The organism is Leisingera aquaemixtae (genome assembly GCF_006740765.1).
GTDB classification, from domain to species: domain Bacteria; phylum Pseudomonadota; class Alphaproteobacteria; order Rhodobacterales; family Rhodobacteraceae; genus Leisingera; species Leisingera aquaemixtae.
In genome coordinates this window covers 1,421,176-1,442,378 of the sequence record NZ_CP041159.1, presented here as the reverse complement: position 1 = coordinate 1,442,378, position 21,203 = coordinate 1,421,176, and the positions used below count along the sequence as shown (strand labels likewise).

General features: G+C 63.3%; 19 protein-coding genes. 3 read left to right on the top strand and 16 right to left on the bottom strand.

The annotated features are described in order from the left end of the window. Positions 1 to 11: 11 nt before the first annotated feature. The 5 genes from R2C4_RS08670 to R2C4_RS08650 form a co-directional block, all read right to left on the bottom strand. Entirely contained in the window at positions 12 to 788 is a 777-nt protein-coding gene (locus R2C4_RS08670) for a squalene/phytoene synthase family protein (protein ID WP_141892070.1), read from the bottom strand. Next, positions 778 to 2,412, bottom strand: a complete 1,635-nt coding sequence (gene cimA / locus R2C4_RS08665; protein WP_141890327.1) for a citramalate synthase — start codon at positions 2,410 to 2,412, stop codon at positions 778 to 780. The genes R2C4_RS08670 and cimA overlap by 11 nt, the downstream gene beginning before the upstream one ends. After that, a complete protein-coding gene (gene cysS, locus R2C4_RS08660) occupies positions 2,412 to 3,794 on the bottom strand; it encodes a cysteine--tRNA ligase (RefSeq protein WP_141890326.1) in 1,383 nt (460 codons plus the stop codon). Before cysS ends, cimA begins: the two co-directional genes overlap by 1 nt. Before the next feature lie 298 nt (positions 3,795 to 4,092). Next, complete coding sequence (locus R2C4_RS08655) at positions 4,093 to 4,674, bottom strand: outer membrane protein (protein WP_058286899.1); 582 nt, start codon at positions 4,672 to 4,674, stop codon at positions 4,093 to 4,095. Positions 4,675 to 4,935: 261 nt separating this feature from the next. Continuing rightward, positions 4,936 to 5,463, bottom strand: coding sequence for a hypothetical protein (locus tag R2C4_RS08650; protein ID WP_141890325.1), 528 nt, complete (start codon positions 5,461 to 5,463; stop codon positions 4,936 to 4,938). Positions 5,464 to 5,903: 440 nt separating this feature from the next. Between R2C4_RS08650 and R2C4_RS08645 the strand changes: the two genes are divergently transcribed. After that, entirely contained in the window at positions 5,904 to 7,454 is a 1,551-nt protein-coding gene (locus R2C4_RS08645; RefSeq protein ID WP_058286897.1) for a trimethylamine methyltransferase family protein, read from the top strand. A gap of 678 nt (positions 7,455 to 8,132) precedes the next feature. Here the strand turns inward: R2C4_RS08645 and R2C4_RS08640 are convergent. Continuing rightward, on the bottom strand, positions 8,133 to 9,353 hold the full coding sequence (locus R2C4_RS08640; protein ID WP_141890324.1) for an acyl-CoA dehydrogenase: 1,221 nt from the start codon (positions 9,351 to 9,353) through the stop codon (positions 8,133 to 8,135). A 99-nt stretch (positions 9,354 to 9,452) separates the two neighbouring features. Here R2C4_RS08640 and R2C4_RS08635 point away from each other — a divergent pair, with 99 nt between their 5' ends. Further along, complete coding sequence (locus R2C4_RS08635) at positions 9,453 to 10,364, top strand: LysR family transcriptional regulator (protein WP_141890323.1); 912 nt, start codon at positions 9,453 to 9,455, stop codon at positions 10,362 to 10,364. Positions 10,365 to 10,437: 73 nt separating this feature from the next. Here the strand turns inward: R2C4_RS08635 and phoB are convergent, their stop codons facing one another. The 10 genes from phoB to R2C4_RS08585 all read right to left on the bottom strand — a co-directional run bounded on the left by phoB (position 10,438) and on the right by R2C4_RS08585 (position 20,072). Next, a complete protein-coding gene (phoB, locus tag R2C4_RS08630; protein ID WP_141890322.1) occupies positions 10,438 to 11,127 on the bottom strand; it encodes a phosphate regulon transcriptional regulator PhoB in 690 nt (229 codons plus the stop codon). Between the two features lie 3 nt (positions 11,128 to 11,130). Further along, the gene (phoU, locus tag R2C4_RS08625) at positions 11,131 to 11,841 is read right to left on the bottom strand and encodes a phosphate signaling complex protein PhoU (protein ID WP_058286893.1); all 711 of its coding nucleotides are present in this window, start codon (positions 11,839 to 11,841) and stop codon (positions 11,131 to 11,133) included. 17 nt (positions 11,842 to 11,858) lie between these two features. After that, positions 11,859 to 12,656: a phosphate ABC transporter ATP-binding protein PstB gene (gene pstB, locus R2C4_RS08620; protein WP_141890321.1), complete on the bottom strand. Its 798-nt coding sequence runs from the start codon at positions 12,654 to 12,656 to the stop codon at positions 11,859 to 11,861. 14 nt (positions 12,657 to 12,670) lie between these two features. After that, positions 12,671 to 14,029 (bottom strand): phosphate ABC transporter permease PstA, encoded by a 1,359-nt coding sequence (pstA, locus tag R2C4_RS08615; RefSeq protein ID WP_141890320.1) that lies wholly within the window; start codon positions 14,027 to 14,029, stop codon positions 12,671 to 12,673. After that, the gene (gene pstC, locus R2C4_RS08610; protein WP_141890319.1) at positions 14,029 to 15,501 is read right to left on the bottom strand and encodes a phosphate ABC transporter permease subunit PstC; all 1,473 of its coding nucleotides are present in this window, start codon (positions 15,499 to 15,501) and stop codon (positions 14,029 to 14,031) included. Before pstC ends, pstA begins: the two co-directional genes overlap by 1 nt. 109 nt (positions 15,502 to 15,610) lie before the next feature. Continuing rightward, the gene (locus tag R2C4_RS08605) at positions 15,611 to 16,651 is read right to left on the bottom strand and encodes a substrate-binding domain-containing protein (protein ID WP_058287278.1); all 1,041 of its coding nucleotides are present in this window, start codon (positions 16,649 to 16,651) and stop codon (positions 15,611 to 15,613) included. 206 nt (positions 16,652 to 16,857) lie between these two features. After that, complete coding sequence (locus R2C4_RS08600; RefSeq protein WP_141890318.1) at positions 16,858 to 17,898, bottom strand: sensor histidine kinase; 1,041 nt, start codon at positions 17,896 to 17,898, stop codon at positions 16,858 to 16,860. A gap of 101 nt (positions 17,899 to 17,999) precedes the next feature. Continuing rightward, entirely contained in the window at positions 18,000 to 18,521 is a 522-nt protein-coding gene (locus R2C4_RS08595) for a gamma carbonic anhydrase family protein (protein WP_141890317.1), read from the bottom strand. Continuing rightward, positions 18,518 to 19,159, bottom strand: a complete 642-nt coding sequence (gmk, locus tag R2C4_RS08590) for a guanylate kinase (protein WP_058286887.1) — start codon at positions 19,157 to 19,159, stop codon at positions 18,518 to 18,520. Before gmk ends, R2C4_RS08595 begins: the two co-directional genes overlap by 4 nt. Positions 19,160 to 19,175: 16 nt before the next feature. Continuing rightward, positions 19,176 to 20,072 (bottom strand): YicC/YloC family endoribonuclease, encoded by an 897-nt coding sequence (locus tag R2C4_RS08585; protein ID WP_141890316.1) that lies wholly within the window; start codon positions 20,070 to 20,072, stop codon positions 19,176 to 19,178. Positions 20,073 to 20,310: 238 nt separating this feature from the next. Here R2C4_RS08585 and R2C4_RS08580 point away from each other — a divergent pair, with 238 nt between their 5' ends. Beyond that, positions 20,311 to 21,150 carry a PAS domain-containing protein gene (locus R2C4_RS08580; RefSeq protein WP_058286885.1) on the top strand — a complete coding sequence of 280 codons (840 nt, stop codon included), beginning with the start codon at positions 20,311 to 20,313 and terminating at the stop codon, positions 21,148 to 21,150. Positions 21,151 to 21,203: the final 53 nt, after the last annotated feature.

Sequence of the window (21,203 nt, the reverse complement as noted above, 5' to 3'; positions counted from 1 at the left end):
TCCGGTCTTTTCTACCAGCGCCCCAGGGCGGTGCGCCACATCAAGCCGGCCCTGCGCCGGAACTCGCTCTGCCCAAGCGCGCCCTGAGCGACCCGTTCCGGCTGCCGGATCGCCTGTTTCAGCAGGCCCTCCGCCTGCCAGCCCGCCAGCAGCGCAGCGCCCGACTGTTTCGAAACCTTCGCGCCACCCATGCGGGATTTGCATATCTTTTCCAATCCCTTACGCGCCAAAGCTTGCACGCCTTCAAGGGTGCCGTCCAGCAGCGGGATCCGCTTCTGGGCCTCCAGCTGCGGAATCGCACGCAGCCAATTGGCGACACCGGCGCCATAGGCAAAATCACGCACCACCGCCTCATCCGCCTGCCCCAGAGACGCCGCCGCCATCCACATCAGCGACCCGCTGGTGCGGTCAATATAGCTGTCAAAGGCGGCCTGATCCTCGAACGGGTCCTTGTAGATGTCCCAGCGCCGCGCCTCTGCCATACCGTCGATACAGGCCGCCAAGTCCGGCTTCAGACACCGCGCCAGCGGGGTCGTAACGTAGTGCCGCCGGACGGGCTTGCCATCCGCGATCTCCGCTCCGACGTCGCGCCACCATTGCACCCGCATTTCGGCAATCATGCTTTCCTGGCTGGCCCAGGGCGCCCGGGCCAGCTCGATGTTAAACGCATAAAGCGCAAACAGCAGCGGCCGCGCCTGGACCGGTGCGGCCATGGCGGCCAAGAACCGGTCCGGATCGCTTTTCTGCACCAGCTCCGCGCAGGCCGTCAGGTCGGCGTCAAACTGCATCCGCCTGCCCGGCCGTGCAGTCATGCGCCAGCTTCCAGCGGATGGCGTCCAGCAGCGCCTCGAACGAGGCGTCGATGATGTTCGGGCTAACGCCCACCGTGGACCACCGGCGGCCCTGGCTGTCCTCGCTGTCGATGATGACGCGGGTCACAGCTTCGGTGCCGCCCTGGGTGATCCGCACCTTGAAGTCGACTAGCCGCATGTCCTCCAGCTGTGCCGAGTAGCGCCCCAGGTCCTTGATCAAGGCCTTGGCCAGCGCGTTCACCGGGCCGCGGTCGCTGCCGGTTTCGTCCAGCGATTCACTCACGGACAGGCGTTTTTCGCCATCAACCTTGACCACCACAACCGCTTCGGACAGGCTGACCATCCGGTTGTACTTGTTCTTGCGCCGCTCGACCGTGACCTTGTAGCGCTTTACCTCAAAGAAGTCCGGCAACTGGTTCAGCTCTGCGCGCGCCAGCAGCTCGAACGAGGCCTGCGCGGTATCGTAGGAATAGCCTTCCGCCTCGCGCTCCTTGATCCGCTCCAGGATCCGCGCCAGCGCCGGGTTGCCCTTTTCAACGATCAGGCCAGCGTCGGTCAGCCGCTTACGCAGGTTCGACTGCCCGGCCTGGTTCGACATCGGGATCACCCGCGCGTTGCCGACCTTGCCCGGCTCGATATGCTCATAGGTCGACGGATCCTTGAGGATCGCGCTGGCATGCAGCCCCGCCTTGTGGGCAAAGGCCGACGCCCCCACATAGGCTGCCTGCCGCACCGGAACCCGGTTCAGGATATCATCCAGCATCCGGCTGATCCGGGTGAGGCCAGCAAGCGCCTTCAGGCTCACGCCGGTGTCGAACTTACTGGCATAGGGCTCCTTCAGCAGCAGCGTCGGGATCAGCGCGGTCAGGTTGGCATTGCCGCAGCGTTCGCCCAGGCCGTTTAAGGTGCCCTGGATCTGCCGCGCCCCGGCGTCCACCGCGGCCAATGAGCACGCCACCGCATTTTCCGTGTCGTTATGGGTATGTATGCCCAGTTTCTCACCCGGAATTCCGGCTCCTACAACCTCTGTGACGATGCGGCTCACCTCGGCCGGCAGCGCACCGCCATTGGTGTCGCACAGCACCACCCAGCGCGCCCCGGCCTCCAGCGCGGCCCGGCACGCCGCCAGCGCATAGTCCGGGTTATCCTTGTAGCCATCGAAGAAATGCTCAGCGTCAAACAGGGCCTCGCGCCCTTGCGCCACGATATGGGCCACTGAGGCCCGGATGTTGCTGAGGTTCTCCTCCAGCGTGATCCCCAGCGCGTGGGTCACGTGGTAGTCGTGGCTTTTGCCGACCAGACAGACCGCAGGGGTGCCGGCATTCATCACCGCTGCCAGCACATCGTCGTTCTCCGCCGACCGCCCGGCCCGCTTGGTCATGCCGAAGGCGGTTATCGTGGCGCGGGTTTCCGGCGCTTCGCCGAAAAACGCGCTGTCGGTCGGGTTCGCGCCCGGCCAGCCGCCTTCGATATAGTCGACACCCAGCTTGTCCAGTGCCTGCGCGATTTGCTTCTTTTCCGCGGTGGAGAATTGAACGCCCTGGGTCTGCTGCCCGTCGCGCAGCGTGGTGTCGTAAAGATAGAGCCGTTCCCTGGCCATCAAAGCGCCTCCAGCTTGGCGGGGTCAAACCCTGCACCCGGCACCAATTCAACGCCGGTCTTGCTCATCCGCACTTCAAGCCCTGCCTCAACATAGGCCGCCTTCAACCTATCAACCTCAGAAAAGTCCTTGCTTTCCATAGCCTTCTGGCGCGTCTCAAACAGCTTCTCCGCAAAGGCCGACAGGTCAATCGAGGGTGAGGACGCCCAGGCGCCCAGTTCATCGGTCAACAGTCCCAGCATCTGTGCCGAGGCCAGCAGGCCCGCCGCATCGCCGGCCGCTGCCAGCTTGTGCAGCTCTGCAATGGCGCCCGCGGAATTGAGGTCATCCGCCAGCGCCTCCAGGACCGCGGCAGCAGCGCTGGACGCGGGTTCGATGCCCGCGGTCAGCGCCCGCCACTTGCGCAGCGTCGCCTCGGCCTCCTTGGCCTTCCTGTCAGTCCAGTCCATCGGCTTGCGGTAGTGGGTCTGCAGGAACACCAGCCGGATCACCTCGCCCGGGTAGCCCTGGTCGAGCAGATCCCGCACGGTGAAGAAGTTGCCCAGGGATTTGGACATTTTCTTGCCTTCCACCTGCAGCATCTCGTTGTGCAGCCAGAACCGTGCAAAGTCACCCTCCGGATGGGCGCAGCAGCTTTGCGCAATTTCATTCTCATGGTGCGGGAACATCAGGTCGTTGCCGCCGCCGTGAATGTCAAAGGTCTCGCCCAGCAGTTCATAGGACATCGCCGAGCATTCGATGTGCCAGCCCGGCCGGCCGCGGCCCCAGGGGCTGTCCCAGCCCGGCAGGTCATCGGTGGAGGGCTTCCACAGCACAAAATCCATCGGGTTCTTCTTGTAGGGCGCAACCTCGACCCGGGCGCCGGCGATCATGTCATCGACGGACCGGCCTGACAGACTTCCGTAGCGGTCCTTCCAGCTGTCGACGGCGAACAGCACATGGCCTTCCGCGGCATAGGCGTGACCCTTGGCGATCAGATCCTCGATCATCGCCACCATCTGCGGGATGTACTCCGTTGCCCGCGGCATGTGGCTGGGCTCCAGCGCGCCAAGTTCGCCCATGTCGTCCAGGAACCATTGGGTGGTTTCCGCGGTAATGGCGCCGATAGGGCGGCCGCTTTCGGCGGCGCGGGCGTTGATCTTGTCGTCAACGTCGGTGAAGTTTCGGGCGTAAGTCACGTGATCCGCGCCATAAACCTCGCGCAGCAACCGGTAAAGCACATCAAAGACCACCACCGGCCGGGCATTTCCCAGATGCGCCCGGTCATACACCGTGGGGCCGCAGACATACATCCGCACGTTGCTGGCGTCGATCGGCTCAAAAACCTCTTTCTTGCGGGTCTTTGTGTTGTGCAGCTTGATCACTGTGTCCTTGGTTCCCATGCCCGTTCCTTTCCCATGCCCAGCTCATGATGGCCGGCATCACCCTTTGCGCGCAGCGCGGGCTTAGCAAGTTGTCAGGGAAATGAAAACGACAGAAACCAGCCCGCTGATATGTCAGCAGGTAATGCAGCAAATGATGGTGGCGCATTTCTGGTTCATGAAAGCTGCTTAGCACGGGCCGCCGGCCCCGCCAAGTCTTTTGCCTCAGACGGCAAAGGCCGCCCCGTCTGCCTTGGGTACAGACCGGGCGGCCAGCGGCGCGGCGGAAAAGCATCGCCGCGCCAGCGTGTGCGTCAGATTAGAACTTGAACGACGCGCGCAGCGAAACCGAGGTGGCATCCGCGCCAACGCCGGAGTTGCCGAAATCGTCGAATTCATGCTCCAGCACTTCGCCGCCGATCTGCCACTGGTCGGTGACCTGATAGGCCAGGCCGACGCCGTAGAACTCACCGGTTTCGCTGCCCAGCGAGCTGTCAGCCTCAGCCACACCGCCGGTGACATAAGCGAGGACGTTGCCGAAGTCGTAACCGGCTTTCACCTTGGCACGTGCGACCGAGTCAACGGTTGCGCCGCCGCCCAGATCGACGTCGGTGGTATCATAATCCAGTTCGCCACCCAGGACGAAACGGCCGAAGTCATAGTTGTAGCCTGCGTGGACACCATAAGCGGCATCATCACCCGAGGCTCCGTTGGTTGCGTCCACATCCAGCTGGCCGATCTGGCCACCCAGGTAGAAACCGGTCCAGTCGCCGCCATCATTGGCCACTGGCACGGGGGCCGGTGCCGGCGCGGGTTCCACCACCGGTTCACTGATGTTGCCGGCAAACGCTGCACTGCCCATTACGGCTGCGATGGCTGTCATAGCTACGAAACGAGTCATTCAGACTTCTCCTTTTGCAGTCCCGGCGCAGGTTGTGCGCCGTTGGAGCTTACAAAAGGACTCCGCACCCGAACTTCCAGTGCCTCCGGCTCACGTTCTCTTGAATTGGCAATGACTGGCCGAAATTCCCTTGCCGCGTGCGCTTTTCCGCCGGCGGCGGCGAACGGAATTTCACTAAGCCATTGAAATTAACCTGCGCGCACCTAGCGGCGGTCTGGCGCGGTTTACCCGGCTTTTGGCCATTCTGAGCGGCGGCGCGCGTCAGAACCGGAAGGCTGCGCTTACAGACAGCGTCTCGCCGCGCGGGCGGCCGCTGCCGTCCCTGGGCCCCGCTTCGTGATGCAGCACTTCGCCTCGCAGCTGCAGCGCCCGGTTGAGAGAAACGCGCATCCCCAAGCCGAACAGCGTTCCCTGCCGCCTGCCCCCGGAGCCTTCGGCCTGCACCCCGCCAAGGGTGACAACACCTGTCGCCGGTCCGAAGTCGTAGCCGGCATGCAGGCGCAGCTGGTGCGTTTCTTCCGCTTGAACGGCCCGTGTCAAAATGCCGGAGCGGTTGGACGAAACCGTGCCGCCCAGGATTAAGCTGCCGAATTCATGAAGGAAGGCCAGCTGAAACGCCTGCGGCTCCGCGGCGCCTGTGCCAGTTCCTATGCCGGATACGGCACGAATTTGGTTGCTGAACAGCGGCCGGGCCCACTCTTCCGCCGACCCCGGCTGGCCAACAGCCAGCGCCAGCGTAAGGCCCGCTGCAAAGGCCTGAGAGAGTGCGGTTTTCCTAACCTTCGGCATGTCGCTTTGCCTTCTCGAAATGCGCCGTTTCAGCGCGCCGTCCCCGGAACCTCCAGTATCGCCATTAATGCTTAATATTCGGTTCCCAAGCGCATCCTGCCAACATCCGCCTGCCCCGCATAGCGTCAAAAATCGAAGGCACACCATTAAAAGTAGAAACATTTACTTAAAGCTGCCGCTTCAAGGATCCGCAGAGGCCGCCTCCGCACCCGGTGAAATTCATGTCGCTTTTTTCACCCTGGTCGCTAACAGGCTAGAAACCCCGCCCAGGACTGGCACTCTGCGGCAAAACAGGGGGAGACTGCATGCAGGGTGAACGCTGCCTTGTCAGCCTGATCTGCCGCACCATCGGGGCGGCGCGCGGGCGTGCGGCCAGAGGGCGGCCGAGCTGAGCCGGAAGTCACGCAATTCCTGCTCACCCACCTGAAAGGCTCCCATTCATGAACGACCAAGCCTCCTCCACCCGCGCCAGCCGCAGCGGCGGGCGCAACGCGCGCCGTGCAGCCCGGGCTGCCGCATTGCCGGATCATCTGCGCCCCGTGCGCCCAGGGATGGAAAGCACCGCCCTCAAACTGCTCAGCCAGCGGGACATGGAGCAGATCCACCAAACTGCGCTGACCGCGCTGGAAGAAATCGGCCTCGCCGACGCCCCGCAAAGCGGCATCAGCTACCTGACCGCAGCGGGCTGCACCCTGGGCGGCGACGGCCGCATCCGCTTCCCCCGCGCGCTGGTCGAGGACACGATAGCAAAGGCAAACCGGTCCATCACCCTTTGCAGCCGGGACGGCAAGTCCGACCTGCAGCTGTCCGGCGGCCGCGTCCATTACGGAACCGCGGGCGCCGCGGTCAGCATGGTGGACGTGCATGGCAAGACCTACCGCGATTCCACCGTGCAGGACCTGCACGACGCCGCGCGCATCTGCGACCAGCTCGACAACATCCACTTTGTGCAGCGCCCGATGGTGTGCCGGGACATTGCCGACAACTGCGAGATGGATCTGAACTCGATCTATGCGACCACTGCGGGGACCACCAAACATGTGGGCGTTTCGTTTACCGAACCCGATTTCGTGAAACCCGGGCTGGAGCTGCTGCACATGATTGCCGGCGGCGAAGACAAGTGGCGCGAACGCCCCTTTGTGTCGAACTCCAACTGCTTCGTGGTTCCGCCGATGAAATTCGCCACGGAATCCTGCCAGGTGATGGAGGAATGCATCAAGGGCGGCATGCCGGTGCTGCTGCTGTCGGCCGGCATGGCAGGCGCTACCGCCCCCTCGAGCATTGCCGGCGCAATCGCGCAGGCGGTGGCGGAATGCCTTGCCGGACTGGTTTACGTAAACGCCGTAACGCCCGGCGCTCCCGCGATTTTTGGCACTTGGCCCTTTGGCCTGGATCTGCGGACCGGGGCAATGTCCGTCGGCTCCGGCGAACAGGCCCTGCTGAGCGCGGGCTGCGCCCAGATGCACAAGTTCTATGACCTGCCCGGCGGAGCCGCCGCGGGGGCCTCGGATTCTAAACTGCCGGACATGCAGGCAGGATGGGAGCAGATGTGTTCTGCCGTGATGGCAGGCCTGTCTGGCCTCAATATGGTGTATGAGGCCGCGGGCATGCATGCCTCGCTGCTGGGCTTCTGTCATGAATCGCTGATCCTGGATAACGACCTGCTGGGCCAGGCGCAGCGCTGCGTGCGCGGCATCGAAGTGAACGAGGAAACCTTGGCCCTGGACCAGATGCGCGCGACCTGCCTGGGCGGGCCCGGACACTATCTGGGCACCGATCAGACGCTCAGCCGGATGCAGATGGACTATGTCTATCCGGACTTGGGCGACCGGACCTCGCCCAAGGAATGGGCGGAGCGCGACAAGCCCGACCTGATCGAGAAGGCGATTGCCAAAAAGGAGAAGATCCTGTCTGAGCGCGCCGCCGCCCGGTTCGACGCCGCCACCGACATGGCAATCCGCGCGAAATTCAACATCCACCTGCCGGCATAACCGCCAGTACCGCTTGCAAACGGGCCGGATATTCCGGCCCGTTTTTTTGTGCCGGCCTGTCCGCAACGGTCCGCACCCGCAGCTTGCCGGATAACCTCGCTGGCGATTTCGCCCGCCCCCTCCCGCTTCGCCGGGCGCATCATCAGAAACTCATCAGGCCTCGCATTATCGGCTTTTACAGCCTGACAATCCGTGATAACCTTTTGTTAAAAGGCTGATATTTGCAATGAGACGTGAGGTCTGGCGGGCTCGGCCTTGCAAGTTTTCCAGTGCAATTGCGCAATTTGAAATTGCGTTTTTGCAAAGCGCACCACGCGAACTGCACGAAACTGCTTCGGACACCTTGAAGAACGCAAGACTCCTGCGCCAGACAGGCGCGAAAATGTTAGCCCGAAAAAACGCAAGGCAAGGGGCGGATTCAGCCGGCGGGGCCAGAACTGCTGCAGTGTCAATCCCAGGACTTTAACCAAGAAATCTGCCGCAAGGCCAAAAGGCCTTAATCCATGGGGCAGTCACCGGTGTTGTAGTAAGATTTTTGGATCCGATAGCCCGGCAGCTGACCCGTCAAACCAGGCCACTAACCTTTGCGAAAATCACCGGGCAGACCGGGATTGCAAGTTTGCAAGACTGGAATGCAAAAACGCAGCGCGAGACGGTTCCCCGCGCTGCGTTTGATCTTCAGAAGAAGGCCTGCAAACCGGTCTGGGCGCGGCCTAGGATCAGGGCGTGAACGTCGTGGGTGCCCTCATAGGTGTTCACGGTTTCCAGATTCACCATGTGGCGGATCACGTTGAACTCCAGGCTGATGCCATTGCCGCCGTGCATGTCGCGGGCCATACGGGCAATCTCCAGCGCCTTGCCGCAGTTGTTGCGCTTGACGATCGAGATCATCTCCGGCGCCGCATTGGCCTCATCCATCAGCCGCCCGACCCGCAGGGACGCTTGCAAACCCAGGGTGATTTCGGTCTGCATGTTGGCGAGCTTCAGCTGGAACAGCTGGGTGTTGGCGAGCGGCCGGCCGAATTGGGTCCGGTCCAGCCCGTACTGGCGCGCCGCGTGCCAGCACGCCTCTGCCGCGCCCATGGCGCCCCAGCTGATGCCGTAACGGGCCCGGTTCAAACAGCCAAAAGGCCCTTTAAGCCCTTGAACATGCGGCAAAATCGCGTCTTCGCCAACTTCCACCCCGTCCATTACGATCTCGCCGGTGATCGACGCGCGCAAGGAGGCCTTGTTTTGGATCTTCGGCGCACTCAGGCCCTTCAGGCCCTTGTCCAGCACGAAGCCGCGGATTTTGCCGCCATGAGCTTCGGATTTGGCCCAGACCACAAAAACATCTGCAATCGGCGCGTTGGAGATCCACATCTTGGATCCGGTCAGACGGTAGCCGCTTTCGGTTTTTTCGGCCCGGGTCTTCATGCTGGCAGGGTCGGAGCCGGCATCCGGCTCGGTCAGGCCAAAGCAGCCGATCCATTCACCAGAGGCAAGTTTTGGCAGGTATTTCTGGCGCTGCTCCTCGCTGCCGTATGCGTAGATGGGATACATCACCAGCGAGCTTTGCACCGACATCATAGACCGGTAACCGCTGTCGACGCGCTCCACCTCGCGCGCGACCAGGCCATAGGATACATAGCCGCCGCCAAGGCCGCCGTATTCTTCCGGAATCGTGGTGCCCAGCAGGCCCATCTCGCCCATCTCGCGGAAGATTTCCGGATCTGTTTCCTCGTTTTCATAAGCACTTAGCACGCGCGGCTGAAGCTTCTCCTGAGCGTAGGCGCGGGCCGAAGCGGAGATCATCCGTTCATCTTCGGTCAGCTGGTCCTCCAGCCGCAGCGGGTCCTCCCAGTTGAAACGGCCCAGATCCGGGGCGTCTTTGGCGCGCAGCGCGGGTTTTTCGGTCATCTTGTCACCTCAATGGTTCGCGGTTTGGACAAACCCTAACGGCAGGTGAACGGAAAAAACAGCGAGACTTTCGCAAGAAACTATGACAATCACTCATATATGTCCGTACCTCGAAAATTCCTGCCTTCCATCCCCTCCCTGCGCGCGCTGGAAGCGCTCGACCGGCTGGGCAGCGCCTCCGCCGCGGCTGACGAACTGGCGCTGACGCAGGGCGCCGTCAGCCGCCAGTTGCAGACCTTGGAACGGCAATTGGGGATGGAGCTGGTGCAGCGGGACCAGAAGCGGCTGATGCTGACCACAGAGGCGCAGGATTACGCGGCGGAGATCCGGCAGGCCTTGAACCAGATCGTGCAATCCACCCTGCGATTGCAGGCCGCACCGCTGGCCGGGACGCTGAACCTGGCCATTCTGCCCGCCTTCGGAATGCGCTGGCTAATGCCGCGGCTGCCGGACTTTGCCCGGCTGCACCCGGATGTGACGATCAACATGTCCACCCGGCTGGAGCCTTTTAATTTCGCCACGGAACCCTTTGATGCGGCTATTCATTTTGGAAATGCCGAGTGGCCCGGCACGCAATCCCTGCTGCTGAAGCACGAACAGCTGCTGCCGGTCTGCGCGCCGCGGCTTTTGGATGGGCGGACGGTTGCGGACCCAAAGGACATACTGAAGCTGCCGCTGCTGCACATCCAAACCCGGACGACCGCCTGGCGCGACTGGTTCGCCCGGCTGGGAATTGCCGCGAATGACGGGCTGAGCGGCACGATCTATGATCAATTCGCAACCATCACCCAGGCCGCGCTGCATGGCCTCGGGGTGGCGCTGATGCCGGATTACCTGGTGGAACAGGACCTGGCGACGGGCCGTCTGGTGGCGCTGCATCCGGAGGCTTCGGAGACCTCCGGCGCCTATTACCTGGTGTGGCCGGAGCGGAAATCCGGCGCGCCTGCGCTGGTCAAGTTCCGGGAGTGGCTGGCGGAACAGGCGCAGCCGGAAGATCCGCTGCCGCGCTGACCGGCGGCCGGAAAACAAGGGGGTGACATGCATGCACCCCCTGTGCACCGCCTGTACACCCCCCGATGCCGCTTCAGCCGAGCGCGTAGCCCGCGCCGCGCACCGTGCGCACCGGGTCGCTGCCGCCATGCTGAGTCAGCGCCTTGCGCAGCCGCCCGATGTGAACGTCAACAGTGCGGGTGTCGACATAGATGTCGCGGCCCCAGACCCGGTCCAAGAGCTGCTCGCGGCTCCACACCCGGCCCGGCTTCTCCATGAAGGTGGAGAGCAGGCGGAATTCCGTCGGCCCCAGCTTCAGCGGACTGTCGGCGCGGCTGACCTTGTGGGTTTCCGCGTCCAGCACGATGTCGTCGTATTCCAGCCGCACACCGACCGTGGAGGGCCGCACCCGGCGCAGCTGGGTGCGCACCCGGGCCATCAGCTCAATCACCGAATAGGGTTTCACCACGTAATCATCGGCGCCGGTTTCCAGCCCGCGCACCTTGTCGACCTCTTCCGAGCGGGCCGACAGCATGATCACCGGAATATTGCGGGTTTCCGGACGGGTCTTCAGCCGGCGGCACACTTCGATGCCGCTGAGGTTGGGCATCATCCAGTCCAGGATGATGATATCGGGCATGTCCTCCTCGACCACCAGCAGCGCTTCCTCGCCATGTTCGGCGCGCAGCACGCGAAAGCCATCGGCTTCGAGGTTGTAGGCCAGCACTTCCCGCTGGGCCATTTCATCTTCAACAACAAGAACGGTGGGCTGATCGGCAGCCATCGGTCAGATCTCCTGCGGTGTTGTCGAGGTGGTGTCGGCTTTCTTGCGGTCTTCCTCCGGTTTCTCGCCGGTCACAAGATAGATCACCTGCTCCGCAATCGCGGTCACGTGGTCACCCATGCGTTCGGTGTTTTTTGCGATGAAATGCAAGTGCATACAGGCCGAAATGTTGCGCGGGTCTTCCATCATATGGGTCAGGAATTCGCGGAACAGGGCGTTGTACATCTGGTCCACATCGCGGTCGCGCTCGATCACGTCGCGGGCCAGCTCCACGTCGCGCTGGATGTAGGAATCAAGCGCATCCTTGAGCATCCGCTCAACCTCGCGCGCCATCCGGCGCAGGGCGGCGGCGCCTTCGCTGATGTTAGGGCCCTGGGCCAGCACGGCGGTGCGCTTGGCCATGTTTTTGGCATAGTCGCCAATGCGTTCCAGGTTACCGGCGATCTTCATCACCGACAGCACCAGCCGCAGGTCAGAGGCCGCGGGCGCGCGCAAGGCGATCAGACGGGCGGTTTCCTCGTTGATCAGCTCTTCCAGCCCGTCGATGGCCTTGTCGCCCTGGCGCACGGTCAGCGCCAGTTCCTCGTCGCGGGTTTCCAGCGCGCGGGCCGCCTCGCGGATGGCGTCCTCGACCAGGCCGCCCATTTTCATGATCCGGGCCTGAATTGCCTCCAGGTCGCGGTCGAATGCCGATGCTATATGCTGCTCTGCCATGTTGAAATTCCTATAGATCAGCCGATCCGGCCGGTGATGTAGCTTTCGGTGCGCGGATCTTCGGGGTTGGTGAAGATCTGGCCGGTGGGGCCGAATTCCACCAGGTTGCCGAGGTGGAAGAAGGCGGTTTTCTGACTGACGCGCGCGGCCTGCTGCATCGAGTGGGTGACGATCACCACCGAGTAGCTGGCGCGCAGCTCGTCAATCAGCTCTTCGACCTGGGCGGTCGCAATCGGATCCAGCGCCGAGCAGGGTTCGTCCATCAGCAGCACTTCAGGCTCCGTCGCGACGGCGCGGGCAATGCACAGGCGCTGCTGCTGGCCGCCCGAAAGACCGGTGCCGGGAGCGTCCAGACGGTCCTTCACCTCATCCCAGATTGCTCCGCGGCGCAGGGATTTCTCCACGATTTCATCAAGTTCCGCCTTGTTTCTCGCCAAGCCGTGGATGCGCGGGCCATAGGCCACATTGTCGTAGATCGACTTGGGGAACGGGTTCGGCTTCTGAAACACCATGCCGACCTTGGCGCGCAGCTGCACCGGATCGACGCGCTTGTCGTAAATATCCTCGCCATCCAGCAGGATATCGCCCGTCACCTTGCAGGTGCCGATGGTGTCGTTCATCCGGTTCAGGCAGCGCAGGAAGGTGGACTTGCCGCAGCCGGAGGGACCGATGAAGGCAGTGACGGTGTTGTCCTCGATCTCGACGTTCACGTCTTTGATTGCGTGGGTGTCGCCGTAAAAGACGTTCACGTCCTTGGCGGCGATTTTGATGTTGTGAGTGTCCACGGTGTTATCCATCAAGGTCATGTCGTTCATTGCACTATGCCCCCTTACCAGCGGCGTTCAAAGCGGCGGCGCAGGATCACGGCAAGCGTGTTCATGGTCACCAGGAAGAGAAGAAGGATGATGATGCCGCCCCAGGCGCGTTCATAGAAGGCCGGGTCGGCGCGTTTGGCCCATTCGTAGATTTGCGCAGGCATCGCCGAGTTCGGCGCGAGCAGGCCGTCGGCAATGGTTTCCGGCGCGTTGGAGGCGATGAAGCCGACCATGCCGATGAGCAGCAGCGGCGCGGTTTCCCCCAGCGCCTGCGCCAGGCCGATGATGGTGCCGGTCAGGATGCCGGGCGCGGCCAGCGGCAGCACGTGGTGGAACACCGCCTGCATTTTCGAGGCGCCGACGCCGAGGGCAGCGTCACGGATCGACGGCGGCACCGATTTCAGCGAAGCGCGGGTGGAGATGATGATGGTCGGCAGGGTCATCAGCGTCAGCACCAGACCGCCCACCAGCGGCGCCGAGGTCGGCAGGTGCATGTAGTTGATGAAGACCGCAAGGCCCAAGATGCCGAACACAATCGACGGCACCGCGGCGAGGTTGGAGATGTTCACCTCGATCATGTCGGTGAGCCAGTTCTGCGGCGCGAATTCTTCAAGGTAGATCGAGGCCGCAACGCCGATCGGCAGCGCCAGCGCCAGCACCACAAACATCATGAACAGCGAGCCCAGCATGGAGACGCCGATGCCTGCGGCTTCGGGGCGGGCGTCAGAGGCGTCGGCGCCGGTGATGAAGTCGAGGTTGAAGGTCTTCTCCAGCACACCGGCGGTGGCCAAAGCATCAACAAGATCAAGCTGTTCGGCAGAGATGTTCTTGTCGTTGACGATGCTGTCGCGGGTGACTCGCCCCTTCAGGTAGCCGTCCACGCGGCTGGAGGCGAGAAAGCGGAACTCCACCGTCTGGCCGATCTGGTCCGGGTTGGCGATCACGTAGTCGCGCAGCTGCGCGGCCACGTCCTTGGACAGCACGCCGGCCAGGTCCTTGGCCTTGAGGCTGGTGTCGATGCCCAGCTCCTCAACCGTGGCCTCCATCGCGCCCTTGATGATCGGGGCATAGCCGAAGGTGGTGACCTTCTTGATGTCCTCGATGTTGCGCTCCCCCTTCTTGTCGAGCTTGCTTTCCAGCAGCTCCACATTGAGCGTCACAAAGGTTTGCTGGAACGCGCCGGTGCCCTTGCTGACAATGGTGGTCACCAGGACCAGCAGCATGACCAGACCTGCGGTGATGGCGGCGATGCCATAGCCGCGGAACCGTGCTTCGGCTGCGTTGCGCTTCCTGGTGCGCGGGGTCTGTTGCAGCAACGACCCGCCGTGTTTGCGGGGCGCGGCGCCTGCGGGGGATTGGCTGAGGTCAGTCATTATTCATACTGCTCCCGGTATTTGCGCACGATATAGAGCGCCAGGACGTTCAGGCCGAGGGTCAGGACAAACAGGGTCAGGCCCAGGGCGAAGGCAACAAGGGTTTCGGGGCTGGCAAAGTCGGTGTCGCCGGTCAGCTGGCTGACGATGCGGGTGGTGATGGTGGTCATCGATTCCAGCGGGTTGGCAGAGAACTTGGCAATCGCCCCTGCCCCCATCACCACGATCATGGTTTCGCCAATGGCGCGCGACGCGGCCAGCAGCACCGCACCGACGATGCCCGGCAGCGCGGCCGGCATCACCACCTGGCGCACGGTTTCGGATTTTGTGGCGCCCAGCCCCAGCGAGCCATCGCGCAGCGCCTGCGGCACCGCGTTGATGATGTCATCCGACAGCGAGGAGACGAAGGGGATCAGCATAACGCCCATCACCAGCCCAGCCGTCAGCACCGAGGTGGCACCGGCCATCCATTCGACGCCCAGCAGGCCGCCCTTGGCGAACAGGTTCGCCAGCGCCGGGCCCACGGTCAGCAGCGCAAACAGGCCGTAAACGATGGTCGGGATACCTGCCAGGATCTCCAGCAGCGGCTTGGCGAAGGAACGCACCGTGCCGCTGGCGTATTCGGACAGGTAGATGGCAGCAAACAGGCCCACCGGCACCGCCACCAGCAGCGCGATGAAGGAAATGTAAAGCGTCCCCCACAACAGCGGCAGGATCGACAGGTCGCTGCCGCCGCGGAAGTTAGGGGCCCAGGTGGAGCCAAAGAAGAAGTCGGTCCAGGAGTGCAGGCCGAAGAAGTTCTTGGTCTCAAACAGCATCGACAGGACGATGCCGACGGTGGTCAGGATCGCCAGCGAAGCCGCCAGGATCAGCAGCGCCAGCACGCCGCGCTCCACCACGTTGCGGGCGCGGAAGTCCTTGTGCGTGCGGCCGTAGGCCCAGACAAAGCCGCCAAGCGCCAGCAGCGCGACAACCACGGTCATTGCAGTTTTGCCGGTATGGGACAGGTTTCGGTAGGACTGGGCGGCACTCAGCACCTCGGGGCGCACGTCAGAGCCGAGGGCAACGCCAACCTCGCCCATCAGGGCGCGCAGGTCCTGCCCGCCGCCTGCGGCATCCCGCGCCTCACGGCGGGTCAAGAGGCCCTGCTCCACCGCCAGATCCAGCCCTTCGGCAACCCGGCGCACGTCGCTCATCACCAGGCCGATGGTGGTGTTTTCCGGCACGGCCTCTGCCGGGATCATGCTCGAGACGCGGTTCTCGATAATCAGCGGCTGGGCCAGCAGCCAGACGGCCAGCACCGCGATGGCCGGCACAAACGCGGCCAGCGCAACGTGGTAGCCATAATAGGACGGCAGCGAATGCAGGTCTCTTGCATCGCCCCCGGCGGTTCTGAGCGCGCGGCTGCGCCCCAGGTAGAAACCCGCTGCGGACAGCGCAAGCAGGAGAACAACGAGCCAGAAAGTGGGCATGGAGGGCTCCGTTAGGCGGTGACGGAAAGGGAAACAGCGTCGGGGACCGGGAAAAACAGCGCCGGGGCAGAAGGCTCCGCCCCGGCAAATCTTAGATCAGCGCGAAGCCTTAGGAGTTGCCGCCCATGACGGCTTCGTTTGCGACGGTTTCCTGAGTCTCGGCCAGTTCCGGGTCCGCGACCAGGCCGTATTCGGCCAGCGGGCCGTCTTCGCCTGCAACTTCGTCGGCGACGAAGAATTCAGCGTATTCCTTCAGGCCCGGGATCACGCCGATGTGGGCTTTCTTCACGTAGAAGAACAGCGGGCGGGACACCGGGTATTCGCCGGATGCGATGCTCTCGGTCGAGGGCACAACTCCGGACATGGTCGCAACCTGCAGCTTGTCGGTGTTGTTTTCATAGAAGGCCAGGCCAAAGACGCCGATGCCGTCCTTGTTGGACTCAATCCGGGCCAGGGTCTCGGTGTAGTCGCCGTCGATGTCGACCGACTTGCCGTCGGTGCGCAGGGCGATACAGGCCTTTTCAGCAGCTTTCTTGTCGCCGCCATTGGCTTCCTTGAAGGCTTCAAAGGCACCGGTTTCCTCGCAGCCCGCCAGGATCACCTTGTCTTCGAACACTTCGCGAGTGCCGTGCTTGGTGCCCGGAACAAAGGCCTGGATGTCGACAGCCGGGAAATCCGGGTTCACGTCGGCCCAGGTGGTGTTCGGGTTATTGGCCAGTTCGCCATCGACCAGGATCTTGTCGGACAGCGCCAGGAACCAGTCGGACGGGGTGAATTCGAAGGCGTCGGCGCTGCTGTCGGAGGCAAACACGATGCCGTCATAACCGATGCGGACCTCGATGATGTCGGTCACGCCGTTTTCGGCACAGGCGGCGATTTCCTTGTCCTTGATCTTGCGCGACGCATTGGCGACGTCGATGGTGTTTTCGCCGACACCTTCGCAGAACCGCTTCAGGCCCGCGGAGGAGCCGCCGGATTCCACAACCGGGGTCGGGAAGTCGAAGTTCTCGCCAAAGGCCTCAGCCACGATCGAGGCATAGGGCAGAACGGTCGACGAACCGGCAACCTGCACCTGGTCGCGCGCGGCTGCTGCGGTGGCAGAAACGGCGGAAATTGCCAGGGCGGAAGCGGTCAGTTTCACAAAGGACATTTTTGTCTCCATGAGTTTTCAATGTTCGATCACCCCTCGGTGACCTTGGCGCATCACCTAGAGGCCGCTGATGAGGCTTTTGTGACACCAGTGTAACAGGTTCATGACAAACCCGGTTCCGGCGGCAAAAAATGTGTCATGAATCAGCAAACCGCCGCCGGAGATGTCCGGCGGCGGCTTTTCACTTTGAGGATTTACGGCGGCGGTTATTCAGGGAGGATTACCGTAAAAACAGACCCTTGCCCCAATTCGCTATCGACCCGAAGGCGCCCGCGGTGGCGATTGACGATGTGTTTTACAATTGCCAGGCCCAGCCCGGTGCCGCCCATCTCGCGCGAGCGGTGGCTGTCGGCGCGATAAAAGCGTTCGGTCAGGCGCGGCAGGTGGACAGGGTCGATTCCCGGACCGTTGTCGATCACCTGAACGCGGGCGGCGGCGGCGCGCACCGCCGGGTCGCGGTCGGTACGGCTCAGCACCACCCGGACCTGGTCGCCGCCGTATTTCACCGCGTTTTCAACCAGATTGGTAAAGACCTGCTGCAACTGGTCCGGATCGCCCGTGACCGAAACCGCCTCGTCCGGAGCCTCCAGATTTATCTGCACGCCGCGGGCCTCTGCCACCGGCTGAAGCGTCTTGAGAGTCGAGGCCAGATGGCCGGTCAGATCGACGGTCTGCTTGGGCCGCACCCGTTCTTCGCTTTCCACCCGGTTCAGGGACAAGAGGTCGCCCACCAGCCGGTTCATCCGGCTCGCCTCGCCCTCCATGATCGCCAGGAAACGGTCGCGGGCCTGCGCGTCCTCCCGGGCCGGGCCGCGCAGGGTTTCGATGAAGCCGATCAGCGCGGTCAGCGGCGTGCGCAATTCGTGGCTGACATTGGCGACAAAATCGCGCCGCATCTGGCCTGCCTGCTCGCGTTCGGTGACGTCGTCGAAACAGGCCAGAACCGCGCCGCCGGCGACCGCGCCGATGCCGGGCACATAGCGCAGGGTGACCGCAAAGGTAGTATCCTGCGCACCGTCATTGGCAAGATGCTTGGCCACGCGCGGGCTGCGGTCGCGCAGGCAGCCCTCGATGGCGGCGGCCACGCTGGGCTGGCGCAGGATGGTGGCGAAATGGCGCCCCTTCACGCCCTGCCCCAGCAGCGCTGCGGCATCGGCATTCACCGCGATGAACCGCTCTGTCTGGTCCACCAGAACGGCCGGCAGCGGGATGGCCGCAAGAAATCCGTCAATCAGCTCCGTCGTCATCAGATCCCCGTCGTTGAGAGTGCGGCCTGCCTAGCGCCGCGATGTAAACGGCATGTGGCACCCCCGTTCAGCCAGCGCAAAATCCGGCAGGCGGCGGCTGATTACAGCGGTTTCATCTCTGCCCGGAAGCGGCGCATGTTGTCCTGATAGTGGAGCGCGCTTTGGGTAAGCTTCGCGGCCAGCGCGGCATCAACCTCCCGCACCACCTTGCCGGGGCTGCCCATGACCAGCGAGTTGTCGGGGATTTCCTTGTTCTCGGTGACCAGCGCGCCGGCGCCGATCAGGCAGTTCTTGCCGATCTTTGCGCCATTGAGGATGGTGGCGCCCATGCCGACCAGGGTGTTTTCGCCGATGGTGCAGCCGTGCAGCATCGCCTTGTGGCCGATGGTGCAGTTCTTGCCGATGGTCAGCGGATAGCCCGCATCAATGTGCATCACCACGTTTTCCTGCACGTTGGTGCCTTCGCAGATGCGGATCTCCTCGTGGTCGGCGCGGATGGTGACGCCGAACCAGACCGAAGACCCCGCCTCCATCACCACCTTGCCGATCAGATTGGCATCGGGGGCAACCCAGGTGTCCTCATGAATTTGCGGCTTGTCTTCTCCAAGTGCGTACAGGGTCATGACTGCTCCTCGAATTGGGTTTGCAGGGCGCGCACATGCTCCTGCAGCTTGGGCTGCTGGATCCGGCGCATCCGTTCGGCTTCGACGATGGTTTTCAGCTTGGCCTCGGTCTGGTCCAGGTCGTCGTTGACCAGCACGTAATCGTAATAGCCCCAGTGGCTGATCTCATCCCAGCTTTTCTGCATCCGCTTTGCGATCACCTCTTCGCTGTCCTGGGCGCGGGTTTCCAGGCGGCGGCGCAGCTCCGGGATCGAGGGCGGCAGGATGAAGATCGACAGCGCGTGCTTGCCGAGGTCCGAGTTGCGGATCTGGATCTCCCCCTGCCAGTCGACGTCGAACAGCACGTCCTGGCCGGCCTCGATGGTGTCCCTGACCGGGCCTGCGGGCGAGCCGTAGAAATTGCCGAAGACATGGGCGTGCTCCAGCATGCCGCCTTCGGCCACATTCTGGCGGAACTCGTCCTCGGACATGAAAAAGTACTCGCGGCCGTGCTCCTCGCCCGGGCGCGGGGCGCGGGTGGTGGCAGAGACCGAGAACTTGAGGCCCGGGTCCCAGGCCATCAGGCGGCGGGCCAGTGTGGATTTGCCTGCGCCCGAAGGCGATGAGAGGATGATCAAAAGGCCGCGGCGGTCCGCCATCTGGGCACTCCTTTTCTTATTCTATGTTCTGCACCTGCTCGCGCATCTGGTCGATCACGGTTTTCAGCTCAAGCCCCACCGCCGTCAAGGCGCTGTGCTGCGCTTTTGAACAGAGCGTGTTGGCCTCCCGGTTGAACTCCTGCATCAAAAAGTCGAGCTTGCGGCCTACCGCGCCGCCTTTGATCAGCAGATCGCGCGCGGCGCCGACATGGGCGCCGAGGCGGTCCAGTTCTTCGGTGACATCCGCCTTGACCGCAATCAGCGCCAGCTCCTGCGCCACCCGGTCCGGATCGGCGCCATCGGCGTTGTCCAGCACCCGGGCCAGATTGGCCTTGAAGGTCTCGGCCATTTTCACCTTGCGCTCATCGGCGCGGGCGCCCGCTTGGGCCGTCAGTGAGGCGACCTGCTCCAGCTGGCCGTTAAGGATTACGGCAAGCGCAGCGCCCTCGGCCTCGCGCATCTGCACGAATTCCGCCACAAGGGTTTCCAGTTCCTTGCTCAGCGCTTTCACCAGCGGCGCCGGATCGTCGTCGATTGCGGCCTGTTCCAGCACGCCCTTGAAGCCCAGCACCTCCGCGGCGGAGGCCGGGCGGATGCCGACCCGGTTCTGCTCGGCAATCGACTGCGCCTCGCCCAGGGCCTTGATCACCGACTGCAGGACCGCAGTGTTGATCTGGACCTGCGCGGCGCTGTCCTCGGTCCGGGTGATCCGCAGAGTCAATGATACATTGCCCCGCGCCAGCGCCTTGGACAAAACCGAACGGATATGGTTTTCAAGGCCTTCCAGCCAATCCGGCACCCGCAGCCGGATGTCCAGCCCCTTGGCATTGACCGAGCGGAGCTCCCAGCTCCAGCTGTGCTGCCCGGTGCTGCCCTGCGCCGAGGCAAAGGCGGTCATGCTGCGGATGGTCATGGGAAAGGCCCTCTCGTCGCTGGTGGTTGGACAGCTCTACTGTCTCAAAAGTATAGGGTGCAAGCGCAATCGCATAAACGCCGCTAGCCCTGCGCGTTAACCATTGCTTAAAGAAGTAGTCCAAATTTGAATTAGATTGTGGCATCTTAACTTCAGGGTAACCATACCGGCCCTAAGTGTTAACGCAGCCGCTGGCTGATGGGGACGCAAGGCACGCCGGGGTTGAAGGGGATATGAGATGTTTTTTGGCAGCCGCAGCGGCACTGAGATGACGAGCAGTCAGGACAAGGTTGTTTCCATGAACCGGTTCCGCAAAGGCGGGCCGCTGTCGCCGCTGCGCCAGGCTGAGGCCTATTGGACGGCCCTGCGGCGCGGCGATGATGTGCCGAGCCGGTCCCAGATCGACCCGCGCGGGCTGGAGAACATCCTGAGCCACACCTTTATCCTGGAACGGATCGCACCGGGCATTGCCCGGTTCCGCCTGGCCGGGTCGCTGGTGAACGGCATGGCCGGCATGGAGGTGCGCGGCATGCCGATCACCGCCTTCTTCACCACCGACGCGCGCAAGCAGCTGAGCTCGGCGATGGAGCATATGTTCGAAACGCCCGCAATCGTGGAGCTGGAACTGCAGATCGAAGCGCCGCGCCTGCGCAGCCCGCGCGAGGCCCGGATGCTGATGCTGCCGCTGCGCAGCGATCTGGGTGACATCAGCCGGGTTCTGGGTGTGCTGGTGGCGGATGACGGCGAAACGGTCACCTCGCAGCGGTTTTCGATCTCCTCGATCGAAATGCGCGCGGTCGGCAAGGCAACCGGCACCGCCGGATTCAAGGCCAAGCCGCGGCCTGATGCCGCCACGCCTGCCGCCAAGGAAGAGCGCCGCGATGTGAACCGGCCCAACCCGGGATTTGCCGAGACCCAGGCGCGGTTCAAGCCGGAGCGGTCCATTCTGGATGAGGCCAAGGCGCTGCTGGAGCGCAGCCGCGCGGCCAGACCCGCGGCACCGGCGGATGCGCCCGCGGCGGCACCGGCCAAACCCAAGGGCGCACCGCATCTGCGCCTGGTGGTCAGCCGCGACTGACAGGCCGCACCGCATAGCTGTTTTCATTCAAGTACAAGGTCATAGCACTTGAA

Coding starts and splice junctions, on each gene's coding strand:
- R2C4_RS08670 (WP_141892070.1), bottom strand. CDS start 788: ATGCAGTTTGACGCCGACCTGACGGCCTGCGCGGAGCTGGTGCAGAAA.
- cimA (WP_141890327.1), bottom strand. CDS start 2,412: ATGGCCAGGGAACGGCTCTATCTTTACGACACCACGCTGCGCGACGGG.
- cysS (WP_141890326.1), bottom strand. CDS start 3,794: ATGGGAACCAAGGACACAGTGATCAAGCTGCACAACACAAAGACCCGC.
- R2C4_RS08655 (WP_058286899.1), bottom strand. CDS start 4,674: ATGACTCGTTTCGTAGCTATGACAGCCATCGCAGCCGTAATGGGCAGT.
- R2C4_RS08650 (WP_141890325.1), bottom strand. CDS start 5,463: ATGCCGAAGGTTAGGAAAACCGCACTCTCTCAGGCCTTTGCAGCGGGC.
- R2C4_RS08645 (WP_058286897.1), top strand. CDS start 5,904: ATGAACGACCAAGCCTCCTCCACCCGCGCCAGCCGCAGCGGCGGGCGC.
- R2C4_RS08640 (WP_141890324.1), bottom strand. CDS start 9,353: ATGACCGAAAAACCCGCGCTGCGCGCCAAAGACGCCCCGGATCTGGGC.
- R2C4_RS08635 (WP_141890323.1), top strand. CDS start 9,453: ATGTCCGTACCTCGAAAATTCCTGCCTTCCATCCCCTCCCTGCGCGCG.
- phoB (WP_141890322.1), bottom strand. CDS start 11,127: ATGGCTGCCGATCAGCCCACCGTTCTTGTTGTTGAAGATGAAATGGCC.
- phoU (WP_058286893.1), bottom strand. CDS start 11,841: ATGGCAGAGCAGCATATAGCATCGGCATTCGACCGCGACCTGGAGGCA.
- pstB (WP_141890321.1), bottom strand. CDS start 12,656: ATGAACGACATGACCTTGATGGATAACACCGTGGACACTCACAACATC.
- pstA (WP_141890320.1), bottom strand. CDS start 14,029: ATGACTGACCTCAGCCAATCCCCCGCAGGCGCCGCGCCCCGCAAACAC.
- pstC (WP_141890319.1), bottom strand. CDS start 15,501: ATGCCCACTTTCTGGCTCGTTGTTCTCCTGCTTGCGCTGTCCGCAGCG.
- R2C4_RS08605 (WP_058287278.1), bottom strand. CDS start 16,651: ATGTCCTTTGTGAAACTGACCGCTTCCGCCCTGGCAATTTCCGCCGTT.
- R2C4_RS08600 (WP_141890318.1), bottom strand. CDS start 17,898: ATGACGACGGAGCTGATTGACGGATTTCTTGCGGCCATCCCGCTGCCG.
- R2C4_RS08595 (WP_141890317.1), bottom strand. CDS start 18,521: ATGACCCTGTACGCACTTGGAGAAGACAAGCCGCAAATTCATGAGGAC.
- gmk (WP_058286887.1), bottom strand. CDS start 19,159: ATGGCGGACCGCCGCGGCCTTTTGATCATCCTCTCATCGCCTTCGGGC.
- R2C4_RS08585 (WP_141890316.1), bottom strand. CDS start 20,072: ATGACCATCCGCAGCATGACCGCCTTTGCCTCGGCGCAGGGCAGCACC.
- R2C4_RS08580 (WP_058286885.1), top strand. CDS start 20,311: ATGTTTTTTGGCAGCCGCAGCGGCACTGAGATGACGAGCAGTCAGGAC.